This window comes from Pseudomonas sp. WS 5011 (assembly GCF_012985775.1).
Lineage (GTDB): Bacteria > Pseudomonadota > Gammaproteobacteria > Pseudomonadales > Pseudomonadaceae > Aquipseudomonas > Aquipseudomonas peli.
Genome location: NZ_JAAQXA010000004.1, coordinates 123,941 through 146,750, shown reverse-complemented (window position 1 = coordinate 146,750; position 22,810 = coordinate 123,941). Strand labels below are relative to the sequence as shown.

Annotated in this window: 19 protein-coding genes; 9 read left to right on the top strand and 10 right to left on the bottom strand. The window is 60.7% G+C overall.

Features of this window, described 5'->3' with window-relative positions; translation table 11 throughout:
* Positions 1-17 precede the first annotated feature (17 nt).
* From HBN63_RS06255 to HBN63_RS06240, 4 genes are read right to left on the bottom strand one after another with little or no spacing between them, the layout of a single operon-like run.
* Positions 18-407, bottom strand: a complete 390-nt coding sequence (locus HBN63_RS06255) for a DoxX-like family protein (protein WP_170048799.1) — start codon at positions 405-407, stop codon at positions 18-20.
* The gene (locus tag HBN63_RS06250) at positions 400-840 is read right to left on the bottom strand and encodes a thiol-disulfide oxidoreductase DCC family protein (protein ID WP_170048798.1); all 441 of its coding nucleotides are present in this window, start codon (positions 838-840) and stop codon (positions 400-402) included. The genes HBN63_RS06255 and HBN63_RS06250 overlap by 8 nt, the downstream gene beginning before the upstream one ends.
* Positions 841-863: 23 nt before the next feature.
* Positions 864-1,439 (bottom strand): DUF1287 domain-containing protein, encoded by a 576-nt coding sequence (locus HBN63_RS06245; protein ID WP_170048797.1) that lies wholly within the window; start codon positions 1,437-1,439, stop codon positions 864-866.
* A gap of 24 nt (positions 1,440-1,463) precedes the next feature.
* The gene (locus HBN63_RS06240) at positions 1,464-2,579 is read right to left on the bottom strand and encodes an ATP-NAD kinase family protein (RefSeq protein ID WP_170048796.1); all 1,116 of its coding nucleotides are present in this window, start codon (positions 2,577-2,579) and stop codon (positions 1,464-1,466) included.
* Positions 2,580-2,731: 152 nt separating this feature from the next.
* On the opposite strand from HBN63_RS06240, the gene HBN63_RS06235 reads away from it, so the two are divergent.
* Positions 2,732-2,908, top strand: coding sequence for a PA1571 family protein (locus tag HBN63_RS06235; protein ID WP_338110971.1), 177 nt, complete (start codon positions 2,732-2,734; stop codon positions 2,906-2,908).
* Between the two features lie 33 nt (positions 2,909-2,941).
* Here the strand turns inward: HBN63_RS06235 and pdxB are convergent, their stop codons facing one another.
* Positions 2,942-4,090, bottom strand: a complete 1,149-nt coding sequence (pdxB, locus tag HBN63_RS06230; RefSeq protein ID WP_170048795.1) for a 4-phosphoerythronate dehydrogenase PdxB — start codon at positions 4,088-4,090, stop codon at positions 2,942-2,944.
* Positions 4,091-4,259: 169 nt separating this feature from the next.
* Between pdxB and HBN63_RS06225 the strand changes: the two genes are divergently transcribed.
* Together HBN63_RS06225 and HBN63_RS06220 are read left to right on the top strand one after the other, a co-directional pair.
* Positions 4,260-5,639 carry an MATE family efflux transporter gene (locus tag HBN63_RS06225; protein ID WP_160087282.1) on the top strand — a complete coding sequence of 460 codons (1,380 nt, stop codon included), beginning with the start codon at positions 4,260-4,262 and terminating at the stop codon, positions 5,637-5,639.
* Complete coding sequence (locus tag HBN63_RS06220; protein ID WP_170048794.1) at positions 5,639-6,721, top strand: DUF3080 family protein; 1,083 nt, start codon at positions 5,639-5,641, stop codon at positions 6,719-6,721. Before HBN63_RS06225 ends, HBN63_RS06220 begins: the two co-directional genes overlap by 1 nt.
* Here the strand turns inward: HBN63_RS06220 and HBN63_RS06215 are convergent.
* Positions 6,679-7,134, bottom strand: a complete 456-nt coding sequence (locus tag HBN63_RS06215) for a gamma-glutamylcyclotransferase family protein (protein WP_170048793.1) — start codon at positions 7,132-7,134, stop codon at positions 6,679-6,681. The genes HBN63_RS06220 and HBN63_RS06215 overlap by 43 nt on opposite strands.
* Positions 7,134-7,385, bottom strand: coding sequence for a sulfurtransferase TusA (gene tusA / locus HBN63_RS06210; protein WP_170048792.1), 252 nt, complete (start codon positions 7,383-7,385; stop codon positions 7,134-7,136). Before tusA ends, HBN63_RS06215 begins: the two co-directional genes overlap by 1 nt.
* Positions 7,386-7,572: 187 nt before the next feature.
* Between tusA and HBN63_RS06205 the strand changes: the two genes are divergently transcribed.
* Entirely contained in the window at positions 7,573-9,114 is a 1,542-nt protein-coding gene (locus HBN63_RS06205) for a CocE/NonD family hydrolase (RefSeq protein WP_170048791.1), read from the top strand.
* Positions 9,115-9,118: 4 nt separating this feature from the next.
* Here HBN63_RS06205 and rlmM read toward each other — a convergent pair whose 3' ends face one another.
* Entirely contained in the window at positions 9,119-10,174 is a 1,056-nt protein-coding gene (rlmM, locus tag HBN63_RS06200; RefSeq protein ID WP_170048790.1) for a 23S rRNA (cytidine(2498)-2'-O)-methyltransferase RlmM, read from the bottom strand.
* A 261-nt stretch (positions 10,175-10,435) separates the two neighbouring features.
* Between rlmM and HBN63_RS06195 the strand changes: the two genes are divergently transcribed.
* Entirely contained in the window at positions 10,436-12,001 is a 1,566-nt protein-coding gene (locus HBN63_RS06195) for a PAS domain-containing methyl-accepting chemotaxis protein (RefSeq protein WP_170048789.1), read from the top strand.
* Positions 12,002-12,043: 42 nt separating this feature from the next.
* Here the strand turns inward: HBN63_RS06195 and HBN63_RS06190 are convergent, their stop codons facing one another.
* Positions 12,044-14,323, bottom strand: a complete 2,280-nt coding sequence (locus tag HBN63_RS06190) for a fatty acid cis/trans isomerase (protein WP_170048788.1) — start codon at positions 14,321-14,323, stop codon at positions 12,044-12,046.
* A 168-nt stretch (positions 14,324-14,491) separates the two neighbouring features.
* On the opposite strand from HBN63_RS06190, the gene metH reads away from it, so the two are divergent.
* Entirely contained in the window at positions 14,492-18,208 is a 3,717-nt protein-coding gene (metH, locus tag HBN63_RS06185; protein WP_170048787.1) for a methionine synthase, read from the top strand.
* A gap of 56 nt (positions 18,209-18,264) precedes the next feature.
* Here the strand turns inward: metH and cysK are convergent, their stop codons facing one another.
* Positions 18,265-19,239 carry a cysteine synthase A gene (cysK, locus tag HBN63_RS06180; protein WP_170048786.1) on the bottom strand — a complete coding sequence of 325 codons (975 nt, stop codon included), beginning with the start codon at positions 19,237-19,239 and terminating at the stop codon, positions 18,265-18,267.
* Positions 19,240-19,361: 122 nt separating this feature from the next.
* Between cysK and HBN63_RS06175 the strand changes: the two genes are divergently transcribed.
* From HBN63_RS06175 to HBN63_RS06165, 3 genes are all read left to right on the top strand, one after another.
* Positions 19,362-20,420 (top strand): DUF748 domain-containing protein, encoded by a 1,059-nt coding sequence (locus HBN63_RS06175; RefSeq protein WP_170048785.1) that lies wholly within the window; start codon positions 19,362-19,364, stop codon positions 20,418-20,420.
* A gap of 145 nt (positions 20,421-20,565) precedes the next feature.
* The gene (locus HBN63_RS06170) at positions 20,566-21,411 is read left to right on the top strand and encodes a MoxR family ATPase (RefSeq protein WP_090253199.1); all 846 of its coding nucleotides are present in this window, start codon (positions 20,566-20,568) and stop codon (positions 21,409-21,411) included.
* Between the two features lie 191 nt (positions 21,412-21,602).
* A complete protein-coding gene (locus HBN63_RS06165) occupies positions 21,603-22,781 on the top strand; it encodes a VWA domain-containing protein (protein WP_170048784.1) in 1,179 nt (392 codons plus the stop codon).
* Positions 22,782-22,810: the final 29 nt, after the last annotated feature.

Sequence of the window (22,810 nt, the reverse complement as noted above, 5' to 3'; positions counted from 1 at the left end):
TGGGGCGCTGACGCCCGTTAATGTGAAGGCGATTGCGGCGTTCCCGCCCGCCAGGCCAGCCAACACAGCGCCAGGGCGGCGAGGTTGGTGCTCAGCGGATTGAACGCCTGCAGCAGTAGATGGGGACTGAATAGCGCCACATCAAGCAGCAGCCCAATCAACAGCAGGCCGGCCAGCAACAAGGGCCAGCGCTGACGCCGCCACAACAGCAATAAACCCAAGATGATTTCCGCCAGACCAGCGATGCGCGCCACCCATTCGGGAGCCGGCAGGTTGTGGACTTGGATCATCACCAGCTCATCCGGGCTTAACCAGAGAATCTTCGGCACCAGGCCGTGCCAGATAAACACCAGGGCCAGGGCGATACGCGCTAGCCAGGCGATCTGCCGTAAACGGGGGTCAGTCATGCAAAAAGCGCCGGGCATGATCGGCGGTTGGTATTAGGCAACTGTCGTAGCGACCAAATAGCCGGTAGCGATTTAGCGCAATACGGTCATAGCACCAGTCACGTATGGGCCGTGGAATCAGCCGCAGCCAGGCCAGCCAGCGCCAAGGATTAGGCAATTGCGCAACGATGCGCAGCACCGCATCCGAACGCAGCAGCATTTGGCCATTCTCGATCAGAGCCATGGTATCGAAGCGCTCGGTGGGCAAGCCGCCCCAGGCCAATAGCTCCTGCCCCTCGGCCGATTGCACCGAAGCCAGACGAAAGCGCTGCTCAGCATCATGACGAATCAGAAACTTCGCCCAGCCGTTGCACAGTTTGCACACCCCGTCGAACAGCACCACGCGCTCGCCAGGCTGGATAAGGGGTGGACGTGTTTGTGCTTGCTCCTGCATGCCCAACTCCTTCTGCCTGGCCTTTAAGCGGCCGGGATACGGTAATGACCGGTAATTTTAAAACTGAAGAAAATGTCCTCTTCCTGGGTGCCGCGGCCGATATTGTGCAGCACCAGGGGCGCGTCGCTGCCGGCCTGGCGGTCGCTGATAATGCCGATATGGGTCAGGCCGCCGCCGAGATCCCAGGTGACGATATCACCAGGCCGATAGCGCTCGGCATCCTGGCCGAGCGGCAGCGACCAACCCTGACGTTTAAACCAGGTCATTAAGTTCGGCACGCGGCGATGGTCGATATTGCTGTCGGGCCGGCTTAGCCCCCAGTTCTTTGGATAGAGATTAAAGTTCGCGCGCATGTCCTGATGCACGGCCTGCTGCAAGTCGAGCCCCTGTGCGCGCAGGGCGCGGATCACCACATCGGTGCACACGCCGGTATTTAGCGGTGCATCGCCATTGGGGTAACTCAGGCGGCGATAGGCGGGGTCATAACTCAAAGTCACGCCGACCTGCTCGCGGGCCGCTGTAACCAGGGCATCGGCCTGCAGCGCCCAGGTCTGGGCGCTCAGCAGAATGCTCAACGCGAACAGTAGAATCGCCCGCATAACGCCTCCTTGATAGTTCAGCAGCTACTTGCCCACGGGATAGAGCAGCTCTTCCTTATAACCGGCCCACACACGCACGGCATCGGGAAAGGCATCATCCAGCGCAACATCACCGCTGTCGACCAGCAGCGGGCGGCCTTCAAGCGTACCGAGCTTACGTTTGGTGGCGACTATCCGCAGGTTATCCAGGCCAATCGCGCGCAACACCCGTGGGCTGATCTGCTGGTTACCGCGACCGATAATATGGCCCTGACCGCCAATGGCGGTGACCAGCAGACGCGCGGGATGGCCATCAACCAGCTCGAACAGCTGCGCCTCAGTGACATCGCAGGCCAGCAGCTGGCCGTTTTCGACCACATCGACGCCGAGCAAGGTGGTCTGCATACCGAGGTTCTGCGCCAGACCATGTAGGGTCGAACCCGGGCCGAAGACATAGCGCACGTCGGCTTCCCAGCTTTCCTGCAGCCAGTCGGCCAGATCATTCAGCACCAGCTCTTCGGACTCCACGCCGCCCTGTTTGACCTGCTGCACATAGCCGCCTTCCTGCGGCACCGTCAGTTCGCCGTACCAGCGTGCGGTTACGCGCCCCTCACGCAGGGCGCTTTCATCAATATCGCGCACTTCACCGCTGCTCAGGCGCACCAAGCCGCCTTCGATAAGCCGCGCAGTCAATTCGCCGGCAGCGCGCGGGCTGATGGCGTAGACCCCGGACTGAATCTTCACCCCGGCCGGAATCCCCAGCACAGGTTGGCCTTCGCGCACAGCGGCGCAGATATCCCGCGCCGTACCATCGCCACCAGCGAACAGAATCAACGCCACGCCAGCACCCTGCAGCAGCTCAACAGCTTGCCGGGTATCGGCGGCGCTGCTCGGACCAGCCGGTAGCTCACCGACCACACGGTGGGCAAACCCCATCTCGCTCAGCAGGTCAGCGCCCATCGCGCCGGGAAAGGTGACGAATTCCAGGCGCTCACGCAGCGGCAACAGCACCTCAAGGGCAGTTTGCGTACGCAGCGCCGACTTGGCCTCAACACCCAGAGCCAAGGCCTGTTCGGCCATGCCGTCACTGCCCTTGAACCCAGCCGGGCCGCCCAATCCGGCCAATGGGTTGATGATCAGACCAATATGGAAAAGCCCCATAAAACCCTCTAATTCAATACCAGCCTGCTGAATACCTGCTGGCCCTGGCACAGTGCCTGCAATGGCTAACTTGCCCTGTGTCTTGCAGCGGTTTTCTGCCGTCGCAGTTGTCATAGCGCCTTCATCTAACACTCATAAAATCGCGCTAACCGATGAGGAGACAAGCCATGCACAGCCAACAACAGAATTCGCAAAAAACCACGACAATGCCGATTGGCGGCTTTGTCATCGACGCCCAGGGCCGCGAAATTCCGATCACCGAAGAGATGATCCAGCAGGCCTGCAACGCGTTGGAAAAAGCTCAACAGCAAACCACCAAGCGTAAATAAGTTTCCCGCCAGGGCAGCATTCGCTGCCCTTCGCTACAGCCGATTCAACTTCGCACCTAACGCCTGCACCAGGCTGGCCAACGCCGGTGCATCTCCCTTTACGCATACTTCCAACCCGTCGATTTCCCGGCGCATTGGGTAGTGCTTGCGCAGCCCGTCAAAAGCCGCACGCCGCATCGCAGCATCGCCCTGCAAACTCCGGCGAAAATCCGCATCATCGCGGCGCGGGTCATACACCGCGCGGCAGATACTGGCCAGGGCCCAGGCCGGATCAGCGCTAGCATCGATAGTCAGCTCACTCAGCCAGGCAGCAGGCATCAGCTGCGCCAGTTCAACGCTGGGAGCAACACCCAGGTGCTGACACAGCGCCTGATAGATCTGCGCCGTGCCGCGCAGCTTGCCGTCCAGGCTGTAGCCGGCAATATGCGGCGTGGCGATGCGGCACAAGGTAGCCAGCTCGACATCGGCCTGCGGCTCGCCTTCCCAGACATCCAGCACCACCTGCAGATCGCTGCGCTGGGGCAGCAACTCGCGCAATGCCTGGTTATCCACCACCGCGCCACGGCTTGCGTTGATCAGCCAGCTGCCTGGCTTGAGTGCGGCCAAGCGTGCGTGATCGAACAGGTGATAAGTCGGGTGCTCACCCAGACGCTCCAGCGGCGTATGCAAGCTGATCACATCGCACTCGGCTAGCACCTGCTGCAGACTGACGAAATCGCCGCCCTCATCGGCCTGACGCGGCGGATCGCAAACTAGCACACGCCAGCCCAGACCTCGCAGCACCTTAAGCAGACGGCTGCCTACCTGCCCCGCACCAACCACCCCATAGGTGCGCGTAGCCAGATCAACACCCTGCTGCTCAGCCAATACCAGCAGGCTGCCCAGCACATAGTCGACCACACCACGAGCATTGCAGCCCGGCGCGCTAGCCCAAGTGATACCGGCCTGTTGGAAATAGTCGAGGTCCAGGTGATCAGTGCCGATGGTGCAGGTGCCGACAAACTTCACTGCCGAGCCGTCTAGCAGCGCGCGATCAACCTGGGTCACCGAGCGCACCAGCAACAGGTCAGCATCGGCGACAGCAGCCGCATCGATACTGCGGCCGGGCAGGCGACGAATTTCGCCAAAACCGGCAAAGAATTCGTCAAGCAGGGGGATATTTTCATCAGCAACGATGCGCATGGCTGTGCTCCATAAATCAGGCCGGCATTCTAACCTGCCTGCACTGCTTGGCTACGCTGAGTAGAGCAATGCGCCCGTTGTGCTGAAACACTGTGCAACAAGGTTTCCTGACCAAGCCGTCAGGGCGTAGACTGCACGGTTTCCTGATACCAGCTGGATACTACTTTTCATGCTTGCCCAAACCCGCTTGCAACGCGCCAGCACCGAGTTCTACAGCCTGCTGAAGCTCGCAACGCCGATCATCATTGCCCAGTTGGCTAACACTGCCATGGGCTTCGTCGATACCGTGATGGCCGGCCGGGTCAGCCCGCAGGATCTGGCCGCGGTGGCGCTGGGCAACTCGATCTGGGTGCCGGTATTTCTGCTGATGACCGGCATCCTGCTGGCCACCACGCCCAAGGTTGCGCAGCGCTTTGGCGCAGGTGCGCATACCGAGATCGGCCCGTTAGTTCGTCAGGCGCTGTGGTTGGCTCTGGCGGTGGGCATCGCGGCGGCGGTGATTTTGTGGAACGCAGAAATCGTCCTCAGCCTGATGAACGTCGACCCGGCGCTGATCGAACCCGCCATGGGCTACCTGCGTGCTGTGGCCTGCGGTTTTCCGGCTGTGGCGCTGTACCACGTGCTGCGTTGCTTCAGTGACGGCCTCGGGCATACCCGCCCGAGCATGGTCATCGGCCTGTGCGGCCTGGCACTGAATATCCCGCTCAATTACATCTTTATCTACGGCAAGCTCGGGCTGCCGGCCATGGGCGGCGTCGGCTGCGGTTGGGCCACGGGCCTGGTGATGGGCTTTATGTTCCTGAGCATGCTCTGGTGGGTGAAATGGGCGCCGTTCTATCAGGCGAGCAAAATCTTCAACCACTTCGAATGGCCGCAGTGGCCGGTGCACAAACGCCTGCTCTCGGTCGGCTTGCCGATCGGCATCTCGGTATTCGCCGAATCGAGCATTTTCGCGGTAATTGCTCTGCTGATCGGCGGCCTGGGAGCCACCGTGGTGGCCGGGCACCAGATCGCCCTGAACTTCAGCTCCATGGTGTTTATGATCCCCTATTCCCTGGGCATGGCAGCAACCGTGCGCGTCGGTCAGGCGCTGGGCCGTGGCGAGCCGCGTGAAGCGCGCTTTGCGGCTGGGGTGAGCATGGCGGCGGCACTGGGTTACGCCTGCCTGTCGGCCAGCCTGATGCTGCTATTGCGCGAAGAGATTGCGCAGATCTATACCCCAGACGGTGCAGTAATTGCAGTGGCCACCACGCTGCTGGTGTATTCGGCGCTGTTCCAGTTCTCTGATGCCATTCAGGTGACGGCTGCCGGCGCACTGCGCGGTTATCAGGACACCCGCGTCACCATGATCCTGACCCTGTTCGCCTATTGGGGCATCGGCTTGCCGGTGGGTTATGCGCTCGGCCTGACCGACTGGTTCGGCGAGCCCAGTGGTCCCAGTGGGCTCTGGCAGGGTCTGGTGGTCGGCCTGACCTGCGCTGGCGGCATGCTCGCCGTGCGCTTGGCCGGCAGCGCGCGCAAACGTATTCGAGCCGCTAAGATGGCCTGATGAACGCCCGCCTGCTGCTTCTAATCACTGCGCTTTGTCTATGCGCCTGTACGCCCGCCGATGACGGCCTAGCCTTGCAGGCTGATTACCTGCAGCGATTAAGCAATGCTCTGGATGTCGAACCGGCAACCGCCTTCGACTCCAGCGAACTGACCCGTTACCGCCTACCCGCTCGGCGCGAACGACTGATAGAAATTGCCGAACTGCGCATCAGCCTGCTGGACCTGTTGGTCGATGTGCGTCGCTGCCCCGCCCTGCAACAGCAGATCAGCCAGCGCAACAACAGCCTCGGTAAACAACTCACACCCAGCAGCCGCCTGGCTTACGAAGGCGATCTGCTGCGCGCCCTGGATGACTGCAGCGAACACCTGCGCAGTCAGGACCAACAGCCACTACGCAATACCCTTGAGCAACTGGCGCAAGAAAAACGTGCGCAACTACCCGGCGTATTCTGGAATGCCCTGAATGCCAGCCCGGAGGTCGAACGCTACCTGCGCTTTGCCGAGCAACCCCTGCCGCCAGATGCCAGCGAAGATAACGCGGCGCTGGAAGCCCTGGCGCAGCTGGCCGCCATCGGCAGCGCTCTGCCCGCAGCCTTGCCGCCGAGTGCCGAGCAGCTGGATCCGCTGTTCTTCGCCCTGCATGCCAGCGACCAGGGCGGCCAGTTGATCAGTAGCCTGGCCAGCCTGACCCACAGCCTCAACCAAGGCAGCGCCATGCTGCAAAGCCGCCAACAGGGCCGGCCGCTCTGCCCCACGGGCAAGGCCACAGAACGTGCGCGCACCCTACAGAACATCTTCATCAAGTATTACGCCGGTGGCTTGCAGCCCTACCTGGCGCTCGTGGATCAACGCGGCCAAGCCTGGAGCAGCAGCCTGCGCAGCCTCAGCGGCGTTGCGCAGATACCCCCAGCGACGCGGGAATACCTGCAGCAATTGAGCAGTGACGAGGCGTCGTTATGGGCGGACTTCCAACAGGCCACCGCACGGCATGTGCGCAGTTGGCAGGACGTGCTGAACAGCTGCGGCCTAGCGCCCGGTCAATCGGGATGGACGGGCCAAGCTGCCAGCGTCGACCAGTAGGCTTCGGACAATAACTCACGCCCCGCCAGCAGGTGGGCCAGGTAATCGGCGCTGGGCAGCAAGCCTTCTTCGCGAAACGCCGGGTTGGCGATATACACCCAGGCCGGCTGCACGCCGTGGGCCGCGACAATCGGCAGGCATTCGCGGCTGTAATAGATGGGCGTACCTTCGAAGTGATCCAGCTTGGCGATCTCACCAGCGTCGGCCAGGCGATACAGCACACCTTCCACCCGCCCCTCGCGCTGATGACGGATATTGGCGTAGGCCCGCCCCGGCGCCCGATCCGCCGCCCGCTTGTTAAAGCACAGGCTGTAACCGGGGAGATGACCCGGCAGTGCCTCCAGCACCGTCATGCCGCGCGCCTGCATACGTGCCAGGTTCATATTCGAGCCGTAGGCGAAGTACCACTGCATCAGTCGAGCTTCTTGCGGATCAAGTACAGATAGGTCGCGCCGTCTTCAGCCTGCTCCACCAGCTCATGGCCAAGAAACACGCAGAATTTTGGAATGTCGCGACGGGTCGAGGGGTCAGTGGCAATCACCTTGAGCAGGCCGCCTGCCTGCAGGTCGCGCACCTTGTTGTGCAGCATCATTACCGGCTCGGGGCAATTGAGCCCAGTGGCGTCAAGGGTGGCATCGGGAATGGCGGTGGTTTGCAAAGACATCGGCTGGCTCCAGTAGCAGGCCGCTATTCTCGCGCAAAGCTGACCCAAAGGTCATCTAGCGCCTGATGGAAAACGCCTGTGTAGCGCGATTGGCCCGACAACAGGCCAACACAACCTTGGATGGGCAGGCAGCCACGCCCTGATCAGGCAGGCTGCGCAGCGTCCACCATTCCAATAAGAGCCATTCATGCGCCTTGCCCTTCTACTTGCCACCCTGCTGCTCAGCGGCTGCGCCGCCCGTGATCAACTGCCTGACTTCAGCGTCACCGCGCAGCAGGATCTACCAGCCACCCACTTTGATGCAGTGATCCATGGTCGCGATGGCACACGGCTGTCAGCCACCGTATTCCAGCCTGCACTTAAGGCTGGCGAGCAGGCGCCAGTCATCGTGCACACCCACGGCTGGGGCGGCTGGCGCGTCACCCGGCCGAACGGCTTCTACGGCACGCAGATGATGTCCGGTCGCGCCGCATTAAAAGCCTGGCAGGCCGGCTACTGGGTAATCAGCTACGACCAGCGCGGCTGGGGCGGCAGCGAGGGCGATATCGAGATGATGGACCCCGACTATGAAGTGCAAGATGCCCTTGCAGTAATCGACTGGGCCGCCGCCAACCTGCCACGCCTGAGCATGGACGCACCGAATGACCCCAAGGTCGGTATGCTCGGCGAAAGCTATGGCGGCGCCGTGCAGCTGCTTGCGTCAGCTACGGACCCGCGCATCGACGCGATTGTGCCGATTGCTACCTGGTACGACCTAAGCGAAGCCCTGGCCCCGGACAGCCACCTGAAAATCGGCTGGACAAGCGTGCTGCTCAGCCTGGGCCTGTCCACCGGTTATGACCTGGGCAAGTTCGTCCAAGCACCCTACCTGAAAAGCGCTGATGGCCGTATGCGCGAACCGGTGCGCGACGAACTCAAAGCCCACAGCTTGACCAGCTACTGCGCACGAGGTCAGCGCCCGCAAGCCGATGCCTTGCTGATCCAAGGCATGCGCGACACCCTGTTCCCGCTCAACCAGGGCCTGGCGATTCGGGATTGCCTGCAACAAGGCGCCCGTGATGTGCGCCTCCTCGGAATGCAGGGTGGGCATATTTTGCCACCGCCCATGCAACGCTGGAGCGGCCTGCCGCCGTTCAATAACGAAGCGGTGCTGAACTGCGACGGTCGGGCGATCAACCTCTACCAGAGCATCATCAGCTGGTACGAAGACAAGCTGCGCGGGCGCAAAGGTGTGGCAGCGAGCATTCCCGATTTCTGCGTCAGTCTCGATCTGGATCAGGGTGTGGCCTTGCAACAACTGCCGGCTAATCAGCGGATACAGCTGCCGGCCACGGTGATTCGGCCGTTAAGCAGCGGCTTGCTGCAACCGTCGCAGTTTATCCCGCTGCAACAGGTACAGACGAGCAGCGCACTGGTTGGCGTGCCCCGCATACATCTGGAAAACGCCGAAGGAATGCCAACGCTGTTTGCTGCCCTGGTGGTCAAGCGCGCCGATGGCAGCAGTGCAGTACTCAGTGAACAGGTCACCCCGCTCAACGGGCAAGCCAGCACGGAACTGGCTGCCGTCAGCGCAGAGCTGCAACCCGGCGACACCTTGGGCCTGCGTATCAGCGGCTTTAGTGGCCAATACCTGTTCAACGGTTCCTGGCAGCTCTCAAGCAGCACACTGCAAGGCAGTTTCGAGTGGCCGCAGTTGCTGCCATTGCAGACGCAACTGGCTCGGCATTGAGGGGTTATTTACCTAAGCGGCGCAGGTGACAGGTGACTTCTTCGCGGTCGTGATACAGCTGCTTGCAGGCAATCGACACCTTGATCTTGCGCGCGGCAAAGCCGTCTTCCAGGCGTTGCAACAGGCGGCGCACCTCGGCGTAACGCTGTTTCATCGGCAGCTTGAGGTTGACTACAGCCTCCCGGCAATGGCCATCGCCAATCCAGGTTTCCACCATTGCCGCAGTCCGCGCCGGTTTCTCGACGATATCGCAGACCATCCAGTCCACCGGCTGCTTAGGCGTCCAGGTGAAGCCATCGACCATCAAGTGGTTGACCAGCCCTGTGTCCATCAAGCTTTCCGCCATTGGCCCGTTATCAATGGCCGTCACCAGCATACCGCGCTTGACCAGCTGATAGGTCCAGCCGCCGGGTGCCGCACCGAGGTCAACCCCGGTCATCTCATCGGACAGGCGCTCATCCCACTGCTCGCGGGGGATAAAGGTGTGCCAGGCCTCTTCCAGCTTGAGTGTCGAGCGGCTCGGCGCTTCGCGGGGGAACTTCAGCCGAGGAATGCCCATCGGCCAGATCGCCGAGTTATTCGCCTCTGCCATGCCGACAAACACCTCACGACCACTTTTGAAGGTCAACAACAGGCGTGGTTTGTGTGCATCCTCGACCAGCTTGCCGGCCTTAGTCAGGGCGTTGCGCAGCGGCGCCTCGAACTTCTTGCAGAAATTCGATAGCTCCTTGCCATCGTTGGTGTCCAGCACTTCCAGCCACAGGCTGCCAAATACCGGAAAATCTGCCAGATGGCCGAGCAGCACGCTGATCCGGTCCAGCTCCGGCAGGTTGATAAACACCCCGCGAGCCCACTGCCGCGGGAAGATCAGCTGATTGAAGCGCACCCCGCGCATCAGGCGCTCGGCACCGTCCTCCTCGGTGCAGATAAATTCCGCGCAGGCGGTACTCGGCTTGGCCTTGGCATAACCGGCAACGTCCAGGCGCGCGGCATGCTCGGCGATTTCCGCACACACCTCATTTTCAAAACCCGGACGGCAGTGCAACAACAACGTATTCATCAGCGACTCTCCTCAAGGCGCGCATCATAGCCGAGTCACCCGCCTGTGCTTGCTTTGCATCGGCCTTTTCCTGATCTGCAGGTTAGACTGGCGCCACTGCGCAAGGCTCTAGAGCCTGCCAACCGCTCATCGGCCGCCCCAGCAAAACAACGTGTCACACGGCCACAACCTGTCCCTTGTCGGTTACGCCTGGATTCACGGGCTAAACTTCCGCCAGCAACGGCCGAAGTACCGGTAACGTTTAAAGGAATAAAAAACGCCATGCGCAATAATCAACCTATTACTCAGCGCGAGCGCACCTTCCCCGCGCAGCAACGACTGATCTCCACCACCGACCTCAAAGGCCAGATCAGCTACTGCAATGACGCCTTTGTCGAGATCAGTGGCTTTAACCGCGATGAGCTGATTCGTGCGCCACACAACCTGGTACGTCACCCGGACGTGCCTGCAGCGGTGTTCCAGCATATGTGGGACACCCTGAAAAAAGGCCGGCCGTGGATGGGTATCGTCAAGAACCGCTGCAAAAACGGTGACCATTATTGGGTCAATGCCTACGTCACGCCGGTGACAGAGAGCAACCAAGTCGTGGGCTATGAGTCAGTTCGGGTCAAACCAACGGCCGAACAGATCCGCCGGGCCGAGGCGTTATACCAGCGCATCAACAGCGGCAAATCGGCCATTCCTGGCAGTGACCGCTGGCTGCCAATCGTGCAGGACTGGCTGCCATTTATTCTGGTCAGCCAGATCGGCTTCCTGATCGGTGCCTGGCTCGACTCCAGCTGGGGATTTGCCCTAGCAGCGGCGCTCTCGGTGCCGCTCGGCCTGGCCGGCTTGAACTGGCAACAGCGTGGCCTTAAACGCCTGCTGCGCCTGGCCGACCAGACCACCTCCGACCCGCTGATTGCACAAATGTACACCGACAGCCGCGGCGCCCAGGGCCGCCTGGAAATGTCCATCCTCAGCCAGGAAGCGCGCCTGAAAACCTGCCTGACGCGCTTGCAGGACACCGCCGAACAGCTCACCGAGCAAGCCAAGCAGGCCGACACCCTGGCGCACAACAGCTCCGCCGGGCTTGAGCGCCAGCGCAGCGAAACCGACCAGGTGGCCACTGCGATCAATGAAATGGCCGCCACCACCCTGGAAGTGGCGAGCAACGTCGCCCGTACCGCCATCGCCACCCAGGATGCCAACCGCCTGACCAGCGCCGGTCGTGGCATTGCCGCAGAAACCCGCGCAGCCATTCAGCGCCTGTCGCAATCGGTGGGTGATACCGGTGAAACAGTGACCCGCCTGGCCCATGACAGCACTGAAATCGGCGGTGTGGTCGATGTGATCAAAGGCATTGCCGACCAGACCAACCTGCTCGCCCTCAACGCTGCCATCGAAGCAGCGCGTGCTGGCGAAATGGGCCGAGGCTTTGCGGTGGTTGCCGATGAAGTGCGCTCACTGGCGCAGCGGACCGCCGAATCTACCGGGCAGATTCACCAGTTGATCGCCAAACTGCAGCGCACCGCCGAGGAGGCGGTGCTGACCATGGAAATCGGCCGCAAACAGGCTGACGAAGGGGTTGAGCGTGTGCAGCAGGCCGATGAGGCTCTGGCCGGCATCAGCGACGCGGTGGCTAATATCACTGACATGGCCAACCAAATTGCCGCCGCTGCCGAAGAGCAGAGCGCGGTGGCTGATGAGGTCAACCGCAGCATAACCACCATCGCCCAACTAGCCGACAAGACCGCCGGTGAAGCACATGACACTGCCTTGCTCAGCGAAGCCCTGACGGCCACAGCACACGGCCAGTACGCGCTGGTAGAACGCTTCAACCGCTAAGATGCAACCGCGCACTGCCCCGCAGTGCGCGGTCCTCCCCGTTTACAAGTTCTGGTAGCGGTTCATATCCAGCACGCCAGCTTCCAGCGGTTCGGTTTGCTGGATATACGCCGACATATCGTGGAAGTAGCGCCAGAACTCCGGATGCGTACGGCGAATCCCCCAGCGCTCAACGACTTTTTCGAAGGCCGCTGCGTCACGCGCCTGCTCCAGCGCCGTGACAAATTCCGCCGCCTGCTCCACCCGCACATTGAAGATAAAGTTCGGGTAGCTGCTGAGCACGCCCGGATACACCGTCAGGGTATCCAGCGCCGGCTGGTAACGCAGTTCCTCACCGAGCATAAAGGCCACATTCGTGTGCGCACGATTGCGCAGCAGGCTGTACACCTCACGCTGGCCATCGGCCATTTCCACCCGCAGCAAGGTAGCCTCTGGCAGTTGCTCGATCACCTTGAGGGTGCCCGCAGGTTTTGCCGTCAACCGACTCAGAGACTGTTCGGCGCGCTGTAACTCGGCATCCAGCCCAGAGCGATGACAATACGCACCCGTGCAGCGGTTGATCGGGTCGGGCCGGGCATTCAGGCTGCCGTAGCGCTCCAGCAGCGTTTCGACAAAGCTGCGTTTAGGGTCGCTGTCAGGCAAGCGCAGGGCGCTCGGGCTTTCGCTGTCGATGGCCTGGTAATCCAGCCAGATCTTCAGTTTGCCGCTGCTCTGGTACCAGTCGCTCAGGTAGCCCTGCCGCGACTCGGCTGGCATCAAGCGCAGAAAGTTGACCTCGGCGCCATTGCGGATCAAATCGAAGTACAGCCGCGTTTGCGCCTGGTGCGACACGTTGCCGAACACATCGAAATTCACCACCAGCTGGTAATAGGTACGCTCCAGCAGCGGGAAATCCAGCCACCAGATGGTTTGCGGCACTTCGCCAATCAGGCCTTTGCGCACCGACGCACTGTCGTGCTGGCGAAAAATCGACAGCAGTGCGTTGTCGTTACCGGCCCAGATATGCGACCAACTGGGCGCTGGCGCATCGGCGTAGCGCTGCATACGCAGCGCTTCATACTGATTACGCTTGTCGCGGTAAGTCCGCCACAGACCGAGCGTGTCGCCGATGCTGTCCAGTTGACCCGGCATGGCCAACAACTCCTTGGCCTCCTCACGGTACTCAGGGTCAGTGATATAGAGGTCATGCTGCGGGTCCTGGAAAACCGCCCAGAAATTATCGCGAATCACGTCTGTGGCAATCTGTCCGCGGCACACCGGGCCGCGAATAAAGGTGCGCACAAAGTATTCAGCGTTATCCAGCATAAATTGGTAACGCGCCTGGGCCGGAATCGCCGCAAAGGTCTCAAATGGATTGGCACGGCGCTGCAGGCCATAACCTGGCACCGCGTCCGCCTGCCAATCGCTGCCAAAGAACAGCTCGTTGACCCGCTTCAACTTGGCGGCACTGAGGCCATAGGTGATGTGGGTCTTATGCACAATCACGCCCTGAACGGGGATCAGGCGGTAGTAGAACTCAGTGCCGGGGTCATCATTGGGCAGACGCGTGGCAATGATGTCCGCAGGTTTACCAGTGGGCGTGCGTGAACGCACCATCTGGAAGAAATGCCCCGGCTCACCGCCGGCGAAATGCAGGTGGGCCAGAAACAGGTGCTCGTAGAGCCAGCGTGACACCAATGCTTCGCGGGCGCCTGGGGCGTTCATAAACGCTTCCCAGCTGGCGATTTGCTGTGCCTCCGCCGCGCTGGCCTGCAGCGCCTGCTCATCTACCGGTGCACCCTGCGCCAGCCAAGCTTGCAGCGTCTGGTAGTCGGCATCACTCAGCCCGGTCACTGCGAACGGCATGCCGGCTTGCGGATTTTTCCGAGCAAACGCCTCAAATTCCTCAGGAAGCGGACATTGGTTGACCCGGTTGATGCCTATATTCAGCTGCGCCGGTAATTTGCTGTTGGCGGCAAACGGCTGCTGATGACCCAGTTCCAGCATGCGGGCCATCAACGCGGCCTGACTGCCTTGCTGATCCAGCACAGACACAAAGTCCTTACGCCGCCACGCGGCCTCACCGTGGGCATCAACAAACAGCCGCGTGGTGGCCTGCGCCTGGGTGCGCGTGCCGTTGTATACCGCTGCCTTGCTGGCGCCGCGCTGTACGCCTTCGCCACTGCCCAGGTTGAGCTGGCAGGCAGCGTCGTAGCAGGCATGGCAGGCCACGCAGTTCTTGGTAAAAATCGGTTGGATATCGCGGCTGTAGGAGATGGGTTCGGCCGCTTGTAATGAGCCAATGAACAACAAACACACAGCGAGCAGTAAGCGGCAGACCATGGAAACGTCTCTAAAATGGCTTAAATGGCGATTCTAGCTGGCCCTGGGTCACCTAGGCCAACCCGTAAACATGAGCAAGATTCATGTAAAAGCACAGCCCACTGCAAAAGCGTGCAGCTTTGTTATCATCGCGCATCTTTTTTTCACGCGTCCCAGGTAGTTCTCTCCATGTCTCTGTCCGATCGCAGTGCCCGCCTCAATGCCCTTCAGCAAGCCCTGAAGGAACGCATCCTGATCCTCGACGGCGGCATGGGCACCATGATCCAGAGCTACAAGCTGGAGGAAGAGGACTATCGCGGCACCCGCTTTGCCGACTGGCCAAGCGATGTAAAGGGTAACAACGACCTGCTGATCCTCAGCCGCCCGGACGTCATCGGCGCTATCGAGAAGGCTTATCTGGATGCGGGCGCGGACATCCTCGAAACCAACACCTTCAACGCCACCCAGGTATCCCAGGCCGACTACGGCATGCAGGCGCTGGCCTATGAGCTGAACGTCGAAGGCGCACGCCTGGCCCGGCAAGTGGCCGATGCCAAGACCCTGGAAACCCCGGATCGCCCGCGCTTTGTCGCCGGCGTCCTCGGCCCAACCAGCCGTACCTGCTCGATCTCCCCGGATGTGAATAACCCCGGCTACCGCAACGTCACCTTCGACGAGCTGGTGGAAAACTACGTGGAAGCCACCCGCGGCCTGATCGAAGGCGGCGCGGACCTGATCCTGATCGAGACCATCTTCGACACCCTCAACGCCAAGGCGGCGATCTTCGCCGTGCAGCAGGTGTTCGAGGATGACGGCATTGAGCTGCCGATCATGATTTCCGGCACCATCACCGACGCCTCAGGCCGCACCCTGTCGGGCCAGACCACCGAAGCCTTCTGGAACTCGGTGCGCCACGCCAACCCGATCTCCGTGGGCCTGAACTGCGCCCTCGGCGCCAAGGACCTACGCCCGTACCTGGAAGAGCTGGCAGCCAAGGCCGATAGCCACGTGTCTGCCCACCCCAACGCCGGCCTGCCGAACGCCTTTGGTGAATACGACGAAACCCCGGCGGAAATGGCCGTGGTGGTTGAGGAGTTCGCCGCCTCGGGCTTTTTGAACATTGTTGGCGGCTGCTGCGGCACCACGCCGGCGCATATCCAGGCGATTGCCGAAGCGGTGAGCAAATACCCGCCGCGCGCCATCCCGGATATTCCCAAGGCCTGTCGCCTGTCGGGCCTTGAGCCTTTCACCATCGACCGCAACTCGCTGTTTATCAACGTCGGCGAGCGCACCAACATCACCGGTTCGGCCAAGTTCGCCCGCCTGATTCGCGAAGACAACTACACCGAAGCCCTGGAAGTCGCCCTGCAGCAGGTGGAAGCCGGCGCGCAGGTGATCGACATCAACATGGACGAGGGCATGCTCGATTCGCAGAAGGCGATGGTCACCTTCTTGAATCTGATCGCCGGCGAGCCGGACATCTCCCGCGTGCCGATCATGATCGACTCCTCCAAGTGGGAGGTGATCGAAGCCGGCCTCAAGTGCATCCAGGGCAAGGGCATCGTCAACTCGATCTCCATGAAGGAAGGCGTCGAGCAGTTCAAGCACCACGCCAAGCTGTGCAAGCGCTACGGCGCCGCGGTCGTGGTGATGGCCTTCGACGAGGTCGGCCAGGCTGACACCGCCGCGCGCAAGAAGGAAATCTGCAAGCGCAGCTACGACATCCTGGTCAACGAAGTCGGCTTCCCGCCGGAAGACATCATCTTCGACCCGAACATCTTCGCCGTGGCTACCGGCATCGAGGAACACAACAACTACGCCGTCGACTTTATCGAGGCCTGCGCCTATATCCGCGACCACCTGCCCCACGCTCTGTCGAGCGGCGGCGTGTCCAACGTGTCGTTCTCCTTCCGTGGTAACAACCCGGTGCGTGAAGCGATTCACTCGGTGTTCTTGTACTACGCGATCCAGAACGGCCTGACCATGGGCATCGTCAACGCCGGCCAGTTGGAAATCTACGACGAGATTCCCAAGGAACTGCGCGACGCCGTAGAAGACGTGGTGCTTAACCGCCACGAAGGTGCCACCGAAGCGTTGCTGGCGATTGCCGACAACTATAAGGGCGACGGCAGCGTCAAGGAAGTCGAAACCGAAGAGTGGCGCACCTGGAGCGTGGTCGACCGCCTCAAGCACGCACTGGTTAAGGGCATCACCAGCCATATCATCGAAGACACCGAAGAGTGCCGCCAGCAGTGCACACGGCCTATCGAAGTCATCGAAGGCCCGCTGATGGCGGGGATGAACGTGGTCGGTGACCTGTTCGGCGCGGGCAAGATGTTCCTGCCGCAGGTGGTGAAATCCGCCCGCGTAATGAAGCAGGCGGTCGGTCACCTGATCCCATTTATCGAGCTGGAAAAAGGCGACAAGCCGGAAGCCAAGGGCAAGATCCTTATGGCCACCGTGAAAGGCGATGTGCACGATATCGGTAAGAATATCGTCGGCGTCGTTCTAGGGTGCAATGGCTACGATATCGTCGACCTGGGCGTGATGGTGCCGGCAGAGAAGATTCTGCAAACCGCGATTGCCGAGAAGTGCGACATCATCGGCCTGTCCGGCCTGATCACCCCGTCGCTCGACGAGATGGTGCATGTCGCCCGAGAAATGCAGCGCCAGGGCTTTAGCCTGCCGCTGATGATCGGCGGTGCGACCACCTCGAAAGCCCACACCGCGGTGAAGATCGAGCCCAAGTACCAGAACGATGCAGTGGTCTACGTCACCGACGCCTCGCGTGCGGTCGGCGTGGCCACGCAGTTGTTGTCCAAGGAATTGAAAGCCGACTTTGTCGAGCGTACCCGCCTCGATTACATCGAAGTACGCGAACGCACCGCCAACCGCAGCGCGCGCACCGAACGTCTGAGCTACGCCAAATCGGTGGAAAACAAACCCAAGTTCGACTGGGCGACGTATCAGCCGACCGTGCCGAGCTTTACCGGCGTCAAGGTGCTGGAGAATATCGACCTCAAGGTGCTGGCCGAATATATCGACTGGACGCCGTTCTTTATCTCCTGGGACCTGGCCGGCAAATTCCCGCGCATCCTCACCGATGAAGTGGTCGGCGAAGCCGCCACTGCGCTGTATGCCGACGCCCAGGAAATGCTGAACAAGCTGATCGACGAGAAGCTGATCAGCGCCCGCGCCGTATTCGGCTTCTGGCCAGCCAACCAGGTGAACGATGACGATCTGGACGTCTACTCCGACAACGGCGAGAAACTGGCCACCCTGCACCACCTGCGCCAGCAAACCATCAAGCCGGACGGCAAGCCGAACTTCTCTCTGGCCGACTTTGTTGCGCCGAAAGACAGCGGCATTACCGACTACGTCGGCGGCTTTATCACCACCGCCGGCATCGGCGCCGAAGAAGTGGCGAAGGCCTATCAGGATGCTGGCGACGACTACAACTCGATCATGGTCAAAGCCCTGGCCGACCGCTTGGCCGAAGCTTGCGCCGAATGGTTGCACCGCGAAGTGCGCACCAACTACTGGGGTTACGACCCGGAAGAAGCATTGAGCAATGACGAGCTGATCAAGGAAGCCTACAAAGGCATCCGCCCTGCTCCCGGCTACCCGGCCTGCCCGGACCACACCGAGAAAAAGACCCTGTTCACCCTGCTCGACCCGGCGGCCGAATTCAACAAGGCCGGCGCCAGCGGTGTGTTCCTCACCGAGCACTACGCCATGTTCCCGGCGGCTGCGGTGTCCGGCTGGTACTTCGCTCATCCGCAGGCGCAGTACTTTGCCGTCGGCAAAATCGACAAGGACCAGGTGGAAAGCTATACCGCACGTAAAAAGCAGGACTTGAACGTCAGCGAGCGCTGGCTGGCGCCCAACCTCGGCTACGACAACTAAGCAAACCCCATAAAAAAGCCGCCTTAACAGGCGGCTTTTTTGTCACAACCGAATGCTTACTGCTGCAATTCCTGCTCGGTAAACATATCGCTAAACAACATGCTCGACAGGTAGCGTTCACCGGAGTCCGGCAGGATCACCACGATGGTTTTGCCCTGCATGCCGGGTTCGGCGGCGATACGCAGGGCGGCCGCCATGGCCGCGCCGCAGGAGATGCCACAGAGGATGCCCTCTTCGCGCATCAGGCGCAGGGCTACAGCCTTGGCGTCGTCATCCGTCACCAGTTCAACCCGGTCGACCATCGCCAGGTCGAGGTTACCGGGAACAAAGCCAGCGCCTATGCCTTGGATCTTGTGCGGACTGGGTTTGACTTCATCACCCGCGATGGTCTGGGTGATGACCGGCGAGCCAATCGGCTCGACCGCTACCGACAGAATCGGCTTGCCCTGGGTCTTTTTGATGTAGCGCGAAATACCGGTGATGGTGCCGCCAGTACCGACGCCAGCAACCAGCACGTCAATCGCGCCCTCGGTGTCGTTCCAGATTTCCGGGCCAGTGGTCTTTTCATGGATCGCCGGGTTGGCCGGGTTGTTGAACTGCTGCGGCATAAAGTAGGTGGCGCTGTCAGAGGCAGCAATTTCAGCAGCCTTCTCGATAGCGCCCTTCATGCCCTTGGCTGGCTCGGTCAGCACCAGCTCAGCACCCAGAGCCTTGAGCACCTTGCGCCGCTCCAGGCTCATCGAAGCTGGCATGGTCAGCAGCAGCTTGTAGCCACGCGCCGCAGCCACAAAGGCCAGACCGATACCGGTATTGCCCGAGGTTGGCTCGACAATCGTCATGCCTGGCTTGAGCACGCCGCGCTCCTCGGCATCCCAGATCATGCTGGCGCCAATGCGGCACTTTACCGAGTAGGCGGGGTTACGCCCTTCGATCTTGGCCAGAATGGTTACGCCCTCTGGGCCCAAACGATTGATCCGAACCAGCGGGGTATTACCGATGGCTTGTGCGTTATCTGCAAAGATGCGGCTCATGGCGAGGTCCTTGTTCATGCATTACCGAGTAAGCTCCCAAGCCTAAGGCCCGTTCGTGTGGCAGTCCAGCCATGTTCACAGCTCGGCGGAAACCTATTGTGATTGGATAAGTCTGTTTCTGTATGAGAAAGCGCTACGCACTGCCCCTTTGGACTCTGCTCACCCTGGCCATCGCACTGCTGGCCCTCCATATCGCCCTGCCCTTGCTGCTGAGTGACTACCTCAATGAACGCTTGGCCAATATGGGCGATTATCGCGGGCAGATCAGCGACATCGACCTGGCGTTATGGCGCGGGGCTTACCAGATCAACGGCCTGAATATCGTCAAACTCAGTGGCCAGGTACCGGTGCCGCTGCTCGAAGCCCCTGTCATCGACCTGGCCGTCAGCTGGCACGAGTTGTGGAATAACCGTTCGATAGTCGCCAAAGTAGCCTTCGAGCGGCCACAGCTGACCTTTGTTGACGGTGGTAACGCCGCCAATTCACAGACCGGTGAAGGCGTTGACTGGCGCGCTCAACTCAGGGGCCTGCTGCCGATTCACATCAACGAAATCCGCGTGATCGATGGCACCCTGGCCTTTCGCAACTTCACCGCCAAGCCGCCGGTCGACCTGCAGGCCAGCGAGATCAATGGCAGCATCCTCAACCTGAGCAACGTCAGCGTCGCAGACAATACGCGTCCCGCCAGCCTGCAGGCCACCGCCCAGGTGTTCGAGCAAGCCCCTGTGCAAGCCAGTGCCAATTTCGACCCGCTCGGCCAGCTGGACGACTTCGATCTACGCCTGCGCATCACCGATATCCAGCTCAAGCAGCTCAACAGCTTTACCCACGCCTATGCCGACTTCGACTTTGCCGCAGGCCAAGGCGACTTCGTCATGGAGCTGGATGCCCGCCAAGGCAAGCTCAAGGGTTATGCCAAACCGCTGCTGCGCAACATGGAAGTCTTCGACTGGCAGCAGGATGTCGCGGCCAAGGACAAGAACCTGCTCACCGGCGCCTGGGAAGCCCTGGTCGGCGGCGGCAGCTGGTTGCTGAAAAACCAGCGTAAAGACCAGTTCGCCACTCGGGTGAACATTGAAGGTGACCTCAAAACCTATGACATCAGCCGCTGGCAGGCGTTTAAAGCGATCCTGCGTAACGCCTTTGTACGCGCCTTCAGCAGCCGCTTTGATAACCAGTAACAGCAACAGTAGCCAGGTGACCCGCCATTCAGTGACTGAATAGCCCGTCTACGTTCACAGTCACCGGGGCTGCGCGTTATAGTCCACTTTTCAAATACTGAACCCGCGGGTATGGCCCTGCGCGTTACCGTTCGAGGATTTACCGATGAAGTTCGAAGGCACCCAGTCCTACGTCGCCACCGACGACCTCAAGCTCGCGGTCAATGCCGCCATCACCCTGGAGCGCCCGTTGCTGGTCAAGGGTGAGCCGGGTACCGGTAAAACCATGCTGGCTGAACAACTGGCCGAGTCCTTTGGTGCGCGCCTGATCACCTGGCACATCAAGTCCACCACCAAGGCTCACCAGGGCCTGTACGAGTACGATGCGGTCAGCCGCCTGCGCGACTCGCAACTGGACAGCGACAAAGTCCACGACGTGCGCAACTACATCAAGAAGGGCAAGCTGTGGGAAGCCTTTGAGTCGGAGGATCGGGTCATCCTGCTGATCGACGAAATCGACAAGGCCGACATCGAGTTCCCCAACGACCTGCTGCAAGAACTCGACAAGATGGAGTTCTACGTTTACGAGACTGACGAGACCATCAAGGCGACTAAACGCCCGATCATCATCATCACCTCGAACAACGAAAAAGAACTGCCGGACGCCTTCCTGCGCCGCTGCTTCTTCCACTACATCGCCTTCCCGGATCGCGCGACCCTGCAGAAGATCGTCGACGTACACTACCCCAACATCAAGAAGGACCTTGTCGCCGAGGCGCTGGACGTGTTCTTCGACGTGCGCAAAGTGCCGGGCTTGAAGAAGAAGCCGTCCACCAGCGAACTGGTCGACTGGCTGAAACTGCTGATGGCCGACAACATCGGCGAAGCCGTGCTGCGCGAACGTGACCCCACCAAGGCCATCCCGCCTCTGGCCGGTGCGCTGGTGAAGAACGAGCAGGATGTGCAACTGCTTGAGCGCCTGGCCTTTATGAGCCGCCGCGCCAATCGTTAAATAATCGGGCTGCTGCGCGCCCATTGGACGCGCTATCCACGCGGTATAGGGCTAGCGAGCTAGAGCCGGGCAAGGTGAAACCGAGCTAACCCGCTTAGCGTACTCCAGTACATGAGCATGTGAAGCGAGGTTTCAATGCCGCAGGCCGACGCGCAGCAGCCCGACCAGAATCAACACATGAGGGCGCAGCCATGCTGCTCAACCTGTTTAACGAAATGCGCGCCGCCAAGGTGCCGGTGTCGGTGCGTGAGCTGCTCGACCTGATCAACGCGTTGAAACACAACGTGGTGTTCGCCGATATGGACGAGTTCTATTTCCTCTCGCGCACCATTCTGGTCAAGGACGAGCGACATTTCGACAAGTTCGACCGCGCGTTCGGCGCTTACTTCAAGGGCCTGGAAAACCTTAATCAGCACATCGAGGCACTGATCCCCGATGAGTGGCTGCGCAAGGAGTTCGAGCGCTCGCTGACCGACGAGGAACGCGCCAAGATAGAATCCCTCGGCGGTTTGGACAAGCTGATCGAGGAGTTCAAGAAGCGTCTCGAAGAGCAGAAAGAACGCCACGAAGGCGGCAACAAGTGGATCGGCACTGGCGGTACCAGCCCGTTCGGCTCCGGCGGCTTCAACCCGGAAGGCATCCGTGTGGGCGACGCTGGCAAACGTCAGGGCAAAGCGGTCAAGGTCTGGGATCAGCGCGAGTACAAGAACCTCGATGATCAGGTCGAGCTGGGTACGCGTAATATCAAGGTGGCCCTGCGCCGCCTACGCAAGTTTGCGCGCCAGGGTGCTGAAGACGAGCTTGATCTCAGCGGCACCATCGACCACACCGCCAAAGATGGCGGCCTACTTAATATCCAGATGCGCCCGGAACGGCGTAACGCGGTGAAATTGCTGATCCTATTCGACATCGGCGGTTCGATGGACGCCCACGTCAAGGTCTGCGAAGAGCTGTTCAGCGCCTGTAAAACCGAGTTCAAGCATATGGAGTATTTCTACTTCCATAACTGCGTGTACGAATCGGTGTGGAAGAACAACCTGCGCCGCACGTCTGAGCGTTTCTCCACCCAGGATCTGCTGCACAAATACGGCGCGGACTACAAAGTGGTGTTCGTCGGCGATGCGGCCATGGCCCCTTATGAAATCACCCAGGCCGGCGGCAGCGTCGAGCACTGGAACGAGGAGCCGGGCTACGTCTGGATCAAGCGCTTTATGGAGAAGTACAAGAAGCTTATCTGGATCAACCCCTACCCTAAGGACACCTGGGGCTACACCGCCTCGACCAATATCATGCGTGAGCTGCTGGAAGACCAGATGTACCCGCTGACGCTGCAGGGGTTGGAAGACGGGATGAAGTTTCTCTCCAAGTAAAACCAACGGGCCCAACAGGGCCCGTTGTT